Below are 13,952 nucleotides of genomic sequence, written 5' to 3'. Positions count from 1 at the left end.
CAGGGGAGTTGAACGAAAAGGCCCGGTCGTCCCGGCGCCGCGGTGTGCGGTGCCGGGACGACCGGGCCGGGCCGTCGGCCGGAGGGTCCGTCGTCCCCACGCGGACCCGGGCCGGCGGCCGGCCCGCGGGGCGCTCCGCTCACACGCCCCGGGGGAGTCGGCTCACAGGTGGTGCGGCCGTCACATGTGGACGACCGGCGCACCCTCCTGGACGGCTCCGGGCTTGCCGCTGCGGTACATCAGCACCGCGATGACCGCGCCGGCCGCGAAGAACCCGGCCGACCACCAGTAGGCGGTCGAGTAGCTCTCCAGCTGCGCCTGCGCCAGCACGGCCTTGGTGGGCTGCTTGCCCGCGAGGTAGCTGGTCGCGGCGCTCGCGGCGAGGGTGTTGAGCAGCGCGGTGCCGACGGCGCCGCCGACCTGCTGCATCGTGTTCACCGTGGCGGAGGTGGCACCCGCGTCGTGGGCGTCGACCCCGCTGGTGGCGAGACTCATCGCCGGCGGCATGACCAGACCGAGGCCGAGGCCCATGATCAGGAGGCCGGGCAGTACGTCGGCCGCGTAGGTGCTGGACAGGTCCAGGCGGGTCAGCAGGGCCAGACCCGCGGCCGCCATCAGCAGGCCCACCGGCACGATGGGCCGGGCGCCCAGACGCGGCAGCAGGATGTTGGTCGCCAGCTGGGCGGTGACCATGAGCGCGCCGATCATCGGCAGGAAGCCAAGACCGGTCTTGACCGGGGTGAAGCCCAGGGACGACTGGAGGAAGTACGTCAGGAACAGGAAGACCCCGAACATACCCGCACTGGCGATCGCCACGATGATGAAGGAGGCGCCGCGGTCGCGGTCGGTGAGGATCCGCAGGGGCAGCAGCGGGTGCCGGCTGCGGGTCTGCCACCAGGCGAACACGGCGATCAGGACCACGGCCGCGGTCAGGAAGCCCCAGGTGAGCGGGGAGGACCAGTCGTGGGTCTCGGCGTTCGAGAAGCCGTAGACGAGACCGAACAGACCGGCCGAGGCCAGCAGCGTGCCCGGCAGGTCGAGCTTGGGCCGCTCGGTCGAGGTGCTGCGGTTGAGGAAGACCATGCCGCCGATGAAGGCGAGCACCGCGAAGATCAGGTTGACGTACAGGGTCCAGCGCCAGCTCAGGTGCTCGGTCAGCAGCCCGCCGAGCAGCAGGCCGACACCGCCACCGGCACCGGCGATCGCCCCGAAGATCCCGAAGGCCTTGGCCCGTTCCTTCGCGTTGGTGAAGGTCGTGTTGAGCAGGGCCAGTGCGGCCGGGGCGAGCAGGGCGCCGAACAGCCCCTGCAGCACGCGGCCGACGACCAGGACACCGAAGCTTCCCGCGGCACCGGCGAGCGCCGAGGCGGCGGCGAAGCCGACCACGCCCACCAGGAAGATGGTCTTGCGGCCGAAGAGGTCGGCCAGCCGGCCGCCGAGCAGCAGCAGGCTGCCGAAGGCCAGGGCGTAGGCCGTGACGACCCACTGCCGGTTGCCGTCACTGAATCCCAGGTCGTGCTGGGCCGAGGGCAGCGCGATGTTCACGATGGTGGCGTCGAGCACCACCATGAGCTGGGCCAGCGCGATGACCACCAGCACCCACCAGCGGCGCGCGTGGTGGTGCGCGTGGCCGGTGTCGTCGGACGGCGGGGACGGGGCGACCTTCTCGTCGAGGGTCTGGGCGGATTCGTTCATGGGAAGTGCTCCATGGGACGCGTTCGAGAAACACTCTGGCGAAACCGGACGGGCCGGTGCGCCGGGCGGCGCTCGGGCCGGGGCAGGGGCCGGATCACAGCGCTGGGATCGCGGGTCTGCCGGAACGAAACGGTTTCGTACACGAACCGTACGTGGTCCTGCGCGCGATGGGAAAGCGGAATCGGCCGTGTCCGCGAGCCGCGCTTTCTGCCGGATCGCCTGCCCATATCGGGAATATGCAGCTCAGGGGCCACTTTTGGACCCTGCGAGGACCTTGATCGCGAAGTTGATGCGAACGAAACTGTTTCGTTTCTTTGCCGTCTCTTGGTAAGCTCGGCCCGAGGCAGGTCAGGTACGGAGGGTGCGAAGCGTGTCAGTGACGAGCGGATCAGCGCCCGGCAGGATGAGTGCCCAGAGGGCCGACGAACTCTATGAGAAGGTACTCGACCTCGTCCGCGAATGCGGCTACGAGTCGCTCACGATGGACGCCGTCGCGCACAGCGCCCACGTCAGCAAGGCGACTCTCTACCGCCAGTGGGGCGGGAAGGCCGGGCTGGTCGCCCGAGCGCTCAAACACGGCAAGCCCTCACCCAGCGCCTGCGGGGACACCGGATCGCTCCGCGGTGACCTCGAAGAGCTCGTCGACCACTACGAGGAGAGCAAGACCGAGGAACAGACGGCCCTGCTGCGCAGCCTGATCCATGTCGCGCACACCAACCCCGAGTTCATGCGCGCCCTGCGCGACCTGCTGATCGAGCCCGAGGACGACGTCCTGCGCCTGATCGTGCGCCGCGCCGTGGCCAGGGGGGAGGTGGCCGCCGACAACCCGGCCATCGACTACATGGCGCACATGATGATCGGCGGGGTCATCGCCAGGGAACTGGTCGAGGACCACGCCGTCGACCGCGTCTTCCTGCGTTCCTACGTGCGCTCCGTGATCCTGCCCGCCCTCGGTCTCTGACCTTCCGGGTCCCCGGACGGACGGCGCGCCTCGCCGACCGCCGCTCTCCAAGCCTGCCCGGGCATCCGCTCCCGCCCCGTGGACGTGCCCGCCCTGTTTCCCCGTGGCTCGTTCCCGTTGCCCGTGGGCACCGCAGCGCTCCAGTGGTGGGATGCGCGCGGCCGACGGAGGATCGAGCGGGGGACTCGGCGGGCGCGCCGCACGTCGCACGAGCGGCCCGGACGCGCAGGGACGAGGACAGGAGCCGTGCCATGACCGCCCTCATCACCAATGCCACGACCGGAGGCCGCCTGCTGCGGTTGCCGGGCGTCTACGCGCCACAGTCCGACACCAGGCTCCTGCTGCTGGCGCTGGAGAGGGAACTCCCGCCCGGTGCCCGCCCGCGCGACCTGCTCGACATCGGCACCGGCAGCGGGGTGCTCGCCGTCCACGCCGCCCGGCTCGGAGCACGGGTGACCGCGGTCGACATCGCGTGGCGCGCGGTGCTCTCGGCCCGGGCCAACGCCCTGCTCAGCGGCCAGCGGCTCACCGTGCGCCGGCACGACGCGGTCGCGGCCCTGACCGCGCGCAGCTACGACCTGCTGATCAGCAACCCGCCGTACGTGCCCGCGCCCACCCCGGGACCGCCCACCAAGGGCGCGGCCCGCGCCTGGGACGCCGGTCACGACGGCCGCGCCGTCCTCGACCACCTGTGCGCTCTCGCCCCAGCGGCGCTGCGCAGCGGCGGTGTCCTGCTCCTCGTGCACTCGGCGCTGTGCGGCACGGACACGACCGTGCGCAGGCTGACCGAAGCGGGACTGCGCACCTCGGTCAGTGACCGCGCGAGGATCCCCTTCGGACCGGTCGTGCGCTCGCGGCTCGGCTGGCTCAGGAGCGCGGGGCTGCTGGGACCGGACGAGGACCGCGAGGAGGTGGTGGTGATCCGTGCCGAACGACCGTGAGACCCGCCGCGTCCGGGTGGCCCGGGACGGCCCGCTGCTCGTGGAGGGCCCCGTCGAGGTCGTCGCCGAGGACGGCCGCGTCAGCCGCTCCGACCGCTTCCTCGTCGCCCTGTGCACCTGCCGGCGCACCCGCACCGCCCCCTGGTGCGACGCCAGCCACCGCCGCAGGGCCCGCCCCGCCCCGCCGCCGGAACCCGCCGACACGCAGGAGGACGGGACGCCATGATCCGCGAAGCGAGGCCCCCGACGACCGGGCCGTCACTGCCCCCCGCCCGCGGCCCCCTGTCGCACGCGGTGATCAGGGCCCTGGCCGAGGACCGGCCGCTCCCGGCACGGCTCCCGGACGCCGCCCCGTACGGCGACGACCTGCAACTGGCCCTCTACGTGCTGTACGAACTGCACTACCGCGGATTCGCCGGGGTGGACGACGGCCGCGAGTGGGACCCCGTACTGCTCGGCGCGCGCGAACGCCTGGAGCGCGGCTACCTGGCGGCCCTGCGCGCGGACACCGGTTCCGGCCGGACCGTGACCGAGGCCTTCGAGGGCCTGCTCGTCGAACCCGCTGGGCGCGATCCGTCGAGCGTGGCCCAGTACCTCCAGTACGAGGGCGAGCTGTGGCATCTGCGCGAGTACGCGGCCCTGCGCTCCCTCTACCACCTCAAGGAGGCCGATCCGCACGTCTGGGTGATCCCCCGCCTGCACGGCCGGGCCAAGGCCGCGATGGTCGCCGTCGAGTACGACGAGTTCGGTGCCGGACGGGCCGAACGCGTCCACGCGCGGCTCTTCGCCGAACTCATGGCCGACCTGGGCCTGGACACCGGCTACGGCGGTTACCTCGACCACGCGCCCGCTGAGGCGCTCGCCACGGTCAACCAGATGTCGCTGTTCGGCCTCCACCGGGCCCTGCGCGGAAGCCTGGTGGGCCACTTCGCCTGCGTGGAGGTGACCTCCTCGCCCGGTTCCCGGCGACTGGCCGAGGCCCTGCGCCGCACCGGAGGGGGACCGGCGGCCGAGTTCTTCTACACCGAGCACGTCGAGGCCGACGCCGTCCACGAACAGGTCGTGCGCCGCGACGTGGTCGGCGGACTGCTTGAGGACCACCCGGAACTGGAGGCCGACGTGGTCTTCGGCGTCGAGTCCACCACCCTGCTGGAGAACCGGCTCGGCGCCCGCCTCCTCCCCTCCTGGCGCTCGGGCCGCAGCGCGCTGCGCGCCCCACTCGGCGCGCCGGCCCGCTCGGTGCCGGAGCGATGAGACGCGACCCACCGGCCGTCCGGTGGGCCTCGCCGCCCACCGGACGGTCCCTTCAGCCGCCGCTCAACAGGAAAACACCGGCTGCAGCTGGCAAGAATGAGCAGAGCAGCAGGTCGTAGCAGTCGACCCCCAAGGCGGTGACCCCGGCATGAGCGCAACCAGCGCACCCGACGACGGTGAGCTGTTCGCCGGTGTCGCCGCAGCGGTCCTCGACCGGCGCGGCATCGTGACCCAGTGGTCCCGGACCGCCGCCGAACTGCTGGGGCGACCCGCCTCCGCCGTCCTCGGCCGCTCGGTGCTGCGGCTGTTCGCCGAGCGGCCCGCCTGGGCGCGGTACGCCGCCGCCTCGGCCCCCGCCCCCGGCTACGGCACGGCCGTGCTGCGCACCGCGCGGGGAGACGTCATCACCGTCCGCTACGGCAACAAGCCGTTCGACAGCTCCTCGCGGCGGCTCGTCCTCGCGGTCCCCGCCGAACAGGCCGCCCGCTCCGAGCAGGGCGAGGCACTGGTGCGGGCGCTGCTCGGGCAGAAGCGCATCGGCATGGTCCTGCGCGACACCGACCTGGTCGTGGTCGGTACCAACATCATGGAGGAGACCTTCGCCGGGCTGACCCTCCCGGTCGGCAGCCGCCTGAGCGACGTCATGACGAAGGAGGACAGCCGGTCCGCCGAGGCGGCCCTGCGCCACGTGCTGGAGACCGGCGACCCACTGGTCGGCGACGAACAACGCGTCACCTCCAGGGACGGGAAGCACGGGGACTGGTCGTTCTCGGTGACCGCCGTCCGCACGACGGGGCGCGACGGCCGCCCGACCGGGGTGGCCGTCCTGCTCTCGGACGCCACCGAGCACTGGAGAGCGGAACGCCGGCGCGAGCTGCGGCACCGCGCGGCGGCCGACATCGGCGTCACGCTCGACGTCTTCCGGACGGCCCAGGAGGTCGCCGACGTCCTGGTGCCCGCCTTCGGTGACCTGGCCTGGGTCGACCTGGCCGAAGCCGTCCTCGCCGGGGACGAACCGCCCCGGACCAGTGGTGGCGGCGACCCGCACCTGCGCAGGACGGCCGTGCGCTGCGCCGACGGCGGCTGGCCGGCCGGACTGCTCCAGCCCGGCGAGTCCGTGCCCCCCTTCCCCGACCGCCCCCTGGTGCGCGCACTCCAGGCGGGCCGCACCGTCGTCGTCAGCCGCGAGGAAGTGGAACACCGCTTGGCCGGCACCCCGCAACTGCCGATCCTCACCCCGCGCGAGGGACGCTCCGTGATCTTCGCGCCGCTGTTCGCCCGCGACCTGCTGCTGGGCGTGGTCGGCGTGTGGCGCACCCGCCAGACCCACGCCTTCGACCAGGAGGACGCCGACCTCCTGACGGAGATCGCCGCGCACGCCTCGCTCAGCGTCGACAACGCCCGCCGCTACCGGCGCGAGCACCGCTCCGTGGTGTCCCTCCAGCGGCGTCTGCTCCCGCAGTTCATGACCCGCACCCGTGCGATGGAGACGGCGGGCAGCTACCGGCCCGCCGAGGAGGGATCGGAGATCGGCGGCGACTGGTTCGACGCGATCGCCCTGTCCTCCCTGCGCACGGCGCTCGTCGTGGGCGACGTGACCGGACACGGACTGCACGCCGCCGCCACCATGGGACGGCTGCGCACCGCCGTCCAGACGCTGGCCGACATGGACCTGGGCCCCGACGAGATGCTCACCCACCTCGACGACCTCGTCGCCCGACTCGCCTCCGAAGCGGAACCCGAACACCGCGACACGGTCGGCGCCACCTGCCTGATCGCCGTGCACGACCCGGTCTCCAGCACCTGCGCGATCGCCTCCGCGGGCCATCTGCCCCCGCTGATGAGCCTTCCGGACAGCGTGACCACGCCGCTCGCCGTCCGGCCCGGACCCCCGCTCGGAGTCGGTGGGCAGCCCTTCGAGACCACCACCGTCGACGTACCTCCCGGCAGCGTGCTCGCGTTGTACACCGACGGCGTGTTCCAGGGCTCCGACCTGGATCTCGACGACGTGGTCGGGCTCGCCGAGCGGCTGCACGCGCTTCAGCACCAGGGCGACGACGACCTGACGTCCGTCGGCCGTGCCCTCATGGGCGGGGAGGAGGACCACGGCCCGCGCCGCGACGACACCGCGGTGCTGCTCGCCAGGACCGCCGCCCTGGGGCCGGACGCCGTGGCGGAATGGGAGTTCTCCGCCGCGCCGGAAGTGGTGGCGCGGGCCCGGGACGCCGCCACCGGCCAGCTCGCCGCCTGGGGACTGGAGGAACTGAGCTTCTCCCACGCCCTCATCGTCAGCGAACTGGTCACCAACGCCGTCCGCCACGCGGGCGGCCCCGTCCGGGTACGACTCATCCGGGACCGGCTCCTGATCACCGAGGTGAGCGACCCCAGCAACACCCAGCCCAGGCTGCGCCGCGCGCACTCCACCGACGAGGGCGGGCGGGGGCTGTTCCTGGTGGCGCAGCTCAGCCTGCGCTGGGGCAGCAGATACGGGGCGACGGGCAAGACGATCTGGGTCGAGCAGGAACTGTCCGCCGACTGAGCGGGCGGCCGCCGCAGGTGCCGACGGCCCGTAGGGTGGCCGACGCAGCTGGTCCGCCCCGTCCGGCCAGGCGGGAGGCGTCGCAAGAGGGAACCGGGTGGGAATCCGGGACCGCCCCGCAGCGGTGAGGGGGAACGACCGCCGTCATACGGCCAACCCCGACTGCGGCCTGAAGACCCGCATCTGGCCCGAGACCCGCACCTCCCTGGAACACCTCGTGGCGGCCGCCCGGACAGTCCGCGAGGAGCTCGGAAGGTCCTGACCGCAGGGACCGGAAGGACCGGGGCGCGCGCCCTGGCAGCGCGGAGCGTCACGTCCGGCATGCGCATGCTGAGCCGTCGCGCGTCGGCCCGGGGAGGCGGCCGGGCGGGCGTGCTCAGGGGGAGTCCGGTGGCGTCCGCTCGTCGGCCGCCGCCAGGCGGGCGGTGAAGTCGTCCGCGAAGCGGGTCAGGAGGCGGCCGAAGGTCCTCCTGTCCTCCTCCTCCCAGTCGGCGACCGCCTCGGCGAACCAGCCGAACAGGGTGTTGACGTACTGGGCGGCGCCGTTGGTGCCGGACTCGGTCGGCTCGATGAGACTGGCCCGCCGGTCCAGCGGGTCGGCGACGCGCCGTACCAGGTGCCGGCGCTCCAGCTCCTTCACCTGCCGGGTGATGTGCGGACCGACCAGCTCCATGCGCTGGGCGATCTCCCCGACGCGCAGGGGACGGTCGGCCATGTGCAGCGTGAGGAGGACGGACAGGGCCGGCCGGTCCAGCCTCAGGTCCACGGACTCCATCGCGCGCTCGGTGAGCCGGCCCCGGTTGAGGGCGTTGCTCAGCCGCATCAGTCGGGGCATCACCTCCCGGCCCAGGGCGTCGTCCGTGGGCCGGGTGGGGTCGCCCCCGGGGAGGGGTGGGGGACTGCTCATCCTCGCCTCGCTTGCATACCTAAAGTAGGTATCTATATGGTGGTGGAAGTGGAGTCGTCCGAGGGGACGTCTCCGCCCGAAAAGGATACCTAAAGTAGGCACCATTGAGCGTGTCACGCACGGCTGGGAGAGCGACCCATGAAGCACCGCCCCCGCAGGACCGTCCTCATCTCCGGCGCCAGCATCGCCGGACCGGCTCTGGCCCACTGGCTCGACCACTACGACTTCGACGTCACCGTCGTGGAGAAGGCCCCGTACCTGCGGGCCGGCGGCTACCCCATCGACATCCGCGGGACCGCGGTGGACGTCGTCACCCGCATGGGTCTGCGGTCGCGGCTTCAGCAGGCCCACGTGGACAGCAGGCGGATCTCCTTCGTCGACCAGGAGGGGGCGCTCATCGCCGCCCTGCGCCCGGAGGCGGTGACCGGTGGTGTCGAGGGCCGCGACCTGGAGGTGCGCCGCGGGGACCTCGCCGACCAGTTGTACACACTCGTCCGTGACCGGGTCGAGTTCGTCTTCGGCGACTCCATCGACACCCTCACCGACGGTCCCGACCACGTCGAGGTGGCCTTCCGGGGCGGCGAGCGACGCGTCTTCGACCTCGTTATCGGCGCCGACGGACTGCACTCGAACACCCGCGGCCTGGTCTTCGGGCCCGAGGAGCAGTTCCATCATTACCTCGGCTACTGCTTCGCCGGCTTCACCCTGCCCAACCACCTGAACCTCTCGCACGAGGGCCTCGCGTGGAACGCGCCGGGAAGGGCCGCCGTCCTCTACGCCACCGATCCGCAGGCCCCGGTGTACGGCTTCCTCAACTTCGCCCGGACCGAGGCCCCCTACAGCGCCTTCCGTGCTCCCGAGGCGCAGCGCGATCTGGTGGCCGCCCGGTTCGAGGGGGACGGGTGGGAGGTGCCCCGCCTGGTGGCCGCCATGCGGGCGGCCGACGACCTGTTCTTCGACGTCGTCAGCCAGATCCACCTGCCGTCCTGGCACCGGGGCCGAGTGGCCCTGGTCGGCGACGCGGCCCACGCCCCGTCCTTCATGTCCGGTCAGGGGTCGAGCCTTTCGCTGGTCGGCGCCTACGTCCTCGCCGGTGAACTGGCCACGCACGCCGACCACGGCACGGCCTTCGCCGCCTACGAGCAGGTGATGCGCGAGTTCGTACGCAAGAACCAGGCGCTCGCCACCGCGGGAGGCTCGACCCTAGCGCCCCGCACCGCCCAGGAACTGGCCCGCCGCGACGAGGCGTTGCGAGGCGCGCCCGGCCTCCTTCCCGGCGACGCGGGCGAAGAGGCGCACACCGCTCTGACGCTGCCCGACTACACGAGGAGCTGAGCGCGTGTACACCGTCCTCCGCCGGACGGCACGACTGTCCTCGGCACGCAACATCCGTGATTGAGTGGGGGGGGTGGGCGTGCTGAGCCCGGATCGTGCATGCCGTACCGGCGGAACGAAGTCTCCCCGCACCTCTCCACTGCACCGTCGCGGGGCACTTTTGGCGACGTCCAGCGGTCCATGACGCCTGACGCGACACCGGTGGCCGAGGCGGCCGAGGCGCGCTCCGGTTGGTTCCCGGGCTACCACCGGCCGGTTCCACAAGCCCGTACGCGTGATCGAGGGTGAGGTGGCCCGGACGGGCGAGGCGGTCAGGGCTCAGCGGAGTCGCGTCACCCGCAAGCTGCCCGTGGACTCGTCGAGCCGCACGATGAAGCCGTGCTCCCGTGCGAAGCGATTGGCCTCGGTGACCGTGCCGCTGAGCGCGAGCGCGTGCAGGTGAAAGGCGTAGGCGGCGGACTGCATCTGCCCGGAGTTCAGACACAGCGTCCAGCAGTTGGCCGACCGGTCGAAGAAGGCCGTACGCACCCGCTCGGCCAGCCCCTCGGCCGGCGGCACGCGCAGCTCGGGCCCGAGGCGCACGAACACCCGGAGCACGTCCATCGCGGTCGGCCGCAGCTCGACCACCTCCTCGTCGGCACCGGCCTCGTGCGTCTCCGCTCGCGGGAGGGGAGCCTCACTCGCCTCCGCGTAGGCGACGGCATCGTGGCCCTGCCCGGTGAGCCGGGCCGCCCAGAGGACCGGCCGCCCCGCGTGCGCCACGGACAGCTCCGCGCGGACCTCGGGGCCGGCCAGTTCGGCCAGACCCTGACGGGCGGCCGCCTCGACGGCCCGCCGCTGTTCGGCAGAGACGGCACCGGGGAGCACCCAGCCCCGGAGGGCTTCCCGCTCCCCGTCCCGCAGGACCCGGAGTGCCCTGGCGCGCGCCGCGCTGCTGATACTCATCCCCACCCCGCACTTCGACGGCCGACCCTCTGACGAACGACGGTAGACCTCAGCCCCGGCGCGTACTGGAGAACGCCGGAGGATCACCGGTTGGGGAGATCCGTGCACCGGGCGGTCGGCGCACGGAAGCTCGTCCTTCCCGGGGCCCCGTCAGTCGATGTTCTCGGCGCGCCTCTGGCCGTCTGCGCTTTGGCCACCGGCCGGGGACGACACGGGCCGTGGCCCGGGCGCGAGGATCTCCTGCAGTGCGGGCCCGACCCGCTCGACGATCGACTCGGTGTCCTCGCCGACGAGCAGGGGCACCCGCACCACCTTCCGCCCCACCACGATGCCGATCAGCATGGACGCCGCCAGAGCGACCCGGACCGCGCTGTCGTGGTCGTCGAGCGCGCGCCGGTTCGACTCTTCTGTCAGGCGTGACTCGATGAACTCGCGAAGCTGCGCCGTCGCTCCTTCGTTCGTGATCGCCCCACGCAGCATCGCGAGCAGGGCGGCCGCGTCCTTCGAACCGCCCTCCCACACGCTCAGATGGGCGCGGACGACCCGTTCGCCCAGCGAGTGCTCCGGGCCGCCGAACGCGTCGGCGAGCTGGGCGAGAGCGTCCGGCGAGATCGCCATCACCGCGGCGAACAGCTCGTCCTTCGACCGGAAGAACTGCATCACCAGCGCGGCGTCGACGCCGGCGTCCGCGGCGATCCCGCGGATCGTCGTGGCCTTGAAGCCGTCTGCGGCGAAACGGGCACGCGCGGCGTCGAGGACCGCCTGACGCGTCGCGTTCCGCCCCGGGCGCCGCCCGCGCGGTGGACGCGAGGGCGAAGCGGTGAATTCTGCGGGCATGCCGGCAGTCTAGCGAGCCGTCAAAGATATCAACGACGGTTGATTTAATGTGATCGTGATCCTAGGCTGCCCGACAGCGGAGCGGCCCGGCCGGTCCGCCGCGAGCCGCCCGCGCACCGGCGTGCGGAACTCCGGCTGCCGCTGGGGGCCGCAGGGCGGCCCGCCGGTCCGATTCCGATGACGAGGCGCCCTCCCCGCGGTCGGCGCCGGCGCGCTCCGGGGCCGGCTTCACGCCTGCGGCCGGCCCCGGACCGCGCCTGCGGCACCCGTGATCGAAAGTAAGGAAGAGACGATGACGCACACAGGGGTCCTGGCAGGGCCCATAGCGGGGCTGAAGTACGAGACCCCCAGCTGCCACGGACTGACCAACGAGCGCGGCGAATTCCAGTACGAGGACGGTGAACGTGTCGCGTTCCTCGTCGGCAACACGTCGATCGGACACGCTCCGGCAGCGCCTCGGCTGCATCTCGCGCAGATCGTGGCGCGCGTCGACGGCGACATCAACAAGCTGAAGGACCCGGGCGTCACGAACATCGCCCGCCTGGTGTTCACGCTCGGCCGCAGCGGCATCCGGGACAACGGAACCACCATCGCCCCCGAGGTCCACGACATCATCGGCGACCGGAGGATCGACTTCCGCCACGACGCCGACTACTCCGGCACCGGCGTGGCCGACAAGGTGCGGGCGTTCACCGAGGACGAGGTCGTCCTCGCACTCCTCGACGACCTCAACCGGGCCGGCGTCTTCACCGACGCGAGGCCCCGGGAGCTGTGCACCCCCGCGAACGCCCGCAACGAACTGCGCCGCAACGCCATGGGCATCCTCCGCTTCCGCGACGTGCTCATCCCGCTGGGAAACGGCTCCCATGTCTTCGCCGACGTGTTCCGCCCCGCGGAGACCGGCACCTACCCGGTCATCGTGAGCTGCGGCCCGTACGGAAAGGCCTTCAACCACCACTCCATCTGCGACGACGCCGACCTGGAGGCGCACGAACAGATGGAGGAGGACTACTTCCTCGGCAACGAGGGGGGCCAGCAGTTCGAGAACCACGAGACCGTCAACACCGCGACGTGGGTGCCCGACGGGTACGCCGTCGTGCGGGTGGACATGCCGGGCTCGGGCAGGAGCCCCGGCCAACTGGCCCCCTGGGGCATCGCCGGGGCCGAGGCGTTCCGCGACGCGATCGAGTGGGCCGGGGTTCAGCCCTGGTCGAACGGCTCGGTCGGTCTGTGGGGGATGTCGTACCTCGCCGTCAGCCAGCACGCCGCCGCGAGCCTGCGCCCCGCGCACCTCAAGGCGATGATCGCCATCGGAACCGATGTCGACCTGTACGAGGAAGTCGCCTACAACGGAGGCATCCTCAACGAGCAGTTCTTCCCGATCTGGAAGCGCTCGGGATTCGTGCCGGCCGTCTGCGGCGAACCCGATATCGCGGACTTCACACGCATCATGAAGGAGAGCCCCTTCAAGGACTCCGATCCGGACCTCATCTTCGGGCCGCGCGCCGAACTGTTCATGAGCCCGGACCTGAGCGAGGTCACGGTGCCGCTGTGGTCCGTCGCCGCCACCACGCACCTCGCCCACTTCCACCAGCTCGGCGGCAGCGAGGCGTATCTCGGCACGCCGGCCCCGGACAAGAAGCTCGACTTCTGGGAGGACTGGTTCCAGAAGTCCTATGCGGCGGACACGGTCGTCCAGCACAAAGCGTTCTTCGACCACTGGCTCAAGGGCATCGACAACGGGATCATGGACACCCCGCCGGTGCGCCTGGAGATCCGCACCGGCAACGGAGCCTCCTACATCCAGGAGGAGCACGAGTGGCCGATCGCGAGGACCAACTACACCAGGTGGTTCTTCGACGCGAGCCCTTCGGACTGGGCCGAGGACCCGGCGCGCCGCGACTTCCTGCGGCTGTCACAGGCGGCGCCGACCGCCGACCGGGACGCGAGCTACTCCGCGGACGTCGAGTCGGCCGACCCCCGCACGACCGGCATATCGTTCGTGAGCGAGCCCCTGGCCGAGGACGCGGTCGTCGCCGGATACGGCAAGGTCGCGCTGTGGGTGTCGTCCACGAGTGAGGACATGGACATCTACGTCTCGGTGCGCGTCGTCGACGCGCAGGATCGCGAGGTCGACTTCCCCGGCATCACCACGATGAACTACCCGGACCGCATCGCTCCGCTCGCCAAGGGGTGGCTCAAGGCCTCCCACCGCAAGCTCGACGTCGAACGCTCCACCGCCTACACGCCCAAGCACACGCACCTCAAGGGCGACCACGCGCTCCTGCGCGACGGTGAGGTGGTGCCGGTCGAGATCGAACTCGTCCCCAACACGGGGCTGATCCGCGCGGGCCAGCGTCTCCGCATCGACATTCAGCCGTACGACGGCGTCGCGCACGGCATGCACCACGCCTACGACGCCGGCTACCACGCGGGCGCGGTGAACGCCGTGCACACGGGACCGGGCCGCGCGGGCTACGTGCAACTCCCCGTCGTGCCGCGCCGTCCCACGCCGTAGACAGCCGGGCAACGCACCGT

General features: G+C 72.0%; 11 protein-coding genes, 1 pseudogene and 1 riboswitch. Of the genes and pseudogenes, 8 read left to right on the top strand and 4 right to left on the bottom strand.

Annotation, left to right across the window (positions count from 1 at the left end):
• Positions 1–180: 180 nt before the first annotated feature.
• On the bottom strand, positions 181–1,695 hold the full coding sequence (locus tag AB0J21_RS00500; protein WP_363143517.1) for a DHA2 family efflux MFS transporter permease subunit: 1,515 nt from the start codon (positions 1,693–1,695) through the stop codon (positions 181–183).
• 403 nt (positions 1,696–2,098) lie between these two features.
• Between AB0J21_RS00500 and AB0J21_RS00495 the strand changes: the two genes are divergently transcribed.
• The 6 genes and pseudogenes from AB0J21_RS00495 to AB0J21_RS00470 all read left to right on the top strand — a co-directional run.
• Positions 2,099–2,656, top strand: coding sequence for a TetR/AcrR family transcriptional regulator (locus tag AB0J21_RS00495; protein WP_363143516.1), 558 nt, complete (start codon positions 2,099–2,101; stop codon positions 2,654–2,656).
• Positions 2,657–2,907: 251 nt separating this feature from the next.
• Positions 2,908–3,597 carry a HemK2/MTQ2 family protein methyltransferase gene (locus tag AB0J21_RS00490; protein WP_363143515.1) on the top strand — a complete coding sequence of 230 codons (690 nt, stop codon included), beginning with the start codon at positions 2,908–2,910 and terminating at the stop codon, positions 3,595–3,597.
• Positions 3,581–3,823: a CDGSH iron-sulfur domain-containing protein gene (locus AB0J21_RS00485; RefSeq protein WP_363143514.1), complete on the top strand. Its 243-nt coding sequence runs from the start codon at positions 3,581–3,583 to the stop codon at positions 3,821–3,823. Before AB0J21_RS00490 ends, AB0J21_RS00485 begins: the two co-directional genes overlap by 17 nt.
• Positions 3,820–4,851: an iron-containing redox enzyme family protein gene (locus tag AB0J21_RS00480; protein WP_363143513.1), complete on the top strand. Its 1,032-nt coding sequence runs from the start codon at positions 3,820–3,822 to the stop codon at positions 4,849–4,851. The genes AB0J21_RS00485 and AB0J21_RS00480 overlap by 4 nt, the downstream gene beginning before the upstream one ends.
• Positions 4,852–4,999: 148 nt before the next feature.
• Positions 5,000–7,390, top strand: a complete 2,391-nt coding sequence (locus AB0J21_RS00475) for a SpoIIE family protein phosphatase (protein ID WP_363143512.1) — start codon at positions 5,000–5,002, stop codon at positions 7,388–7,390.
• An 84-nt stretch (positions 7,391–7,474) separates the two neighbouring features.
• Positions 7,475–7,569: riboswitch (cobalamin riboswitch) on the top strand.
• Positions 7,548–7,652 (top strand): annotated as a pseudogene (locus AB0J21_RS00470) (hypothetical protein); the annotation flags it as partial. It overlaps the preceding riboswitch by 22 nt.
• A 114-nt stretch (positions 7,653–7,766) precedes the next feature.
• On the opposite strand, the gene AB0J21_RS00465 reads toward AB0J21_RS00470, so the two are convergent.
• Positions 7,767–8,225 carry a MarR family transcriptional regulator gene (locus tag AB0J21_RS00465; protein WP_363144062.1) on the bottom strand — a complete coding sequence of 153 codons (459 nt, stop codon included), beginning with the start codon at positions 8,223–8,225 and terminating at the stop codon, positions 7,767–7,769.
• A gap of 210 nt (positions 8,226–8,435) precedes the next feature.
• On the opposite strand from AB0J21_RS00465, the gene AB0J21_RS00460 reads away from it, so the two are divergent.
• Positions 8,436–9,632, top strand: coding sequence for an FAD-dependent monooxygenase (locus tag AB0J21_RS00460; RefSeq protein ID WP_363143511.1), 1,197 nt, complete (start codon positions 8,436–8,438; stop codon positions 9,630–9,632).
• Positions 9,633–9,950: 318 nt separating this feature from the next.
• Here AB0J21_RS00460 and AB0J21_RS00455 read toward each other — a convergent pair whose 3' ends face one another.
• A complete protein-coding gene (locus tag AB0J21_RS00455) occupies positions 9,951–10,577 on the bottom strand; it encodes a DUF6417 family protein (RefSeq protein ID WP_363143510.1) in 627 nt (208 codons plus the stop codon).
• A 150-nt stretch (positions 10,578–10,727) separates the two neighbouring features.
• Positions 10,728–11,414, bottom strand: coding sequence for a TetR family transcriptional regulator (locus AB0J21_RS00450; RefSeq protein WP_363143509.1), 687 nt, complete (start codon positions 11,412–11,414; stop codon positions 10,728–10,730).
• Between the two features lie 292 nt (positions 11,415–11,706).
• On the opposite strand from AB0J21_RS00450, the gene AB0J21_RS00445 reads away from it, so the two are divergent.
• Complete coding sequence (locus AB0J21_RS00445) at positions 11,707–13,932, top strand: CocE/NonD family hydrolase (RefSeq protein WP_363143508.1); 2,226 nt, start codon at positions 11,707–11,709, stop codon at positions 13,930–13,932.
• Positions 13,933–13,952: the final 20 nt, after the last annotated feature.

This window comes from Streptomyces sp. NPDC049954, assembly GCF_040656295.1.
GTDB lineage: Bacteria > Actinomycetota > Actinomycetes > Streptomycetales > Streptomycetaceae > Streptomyces.
This window is presented reverse-complemented; position numbering and strand designations above follow the sequence as displayed.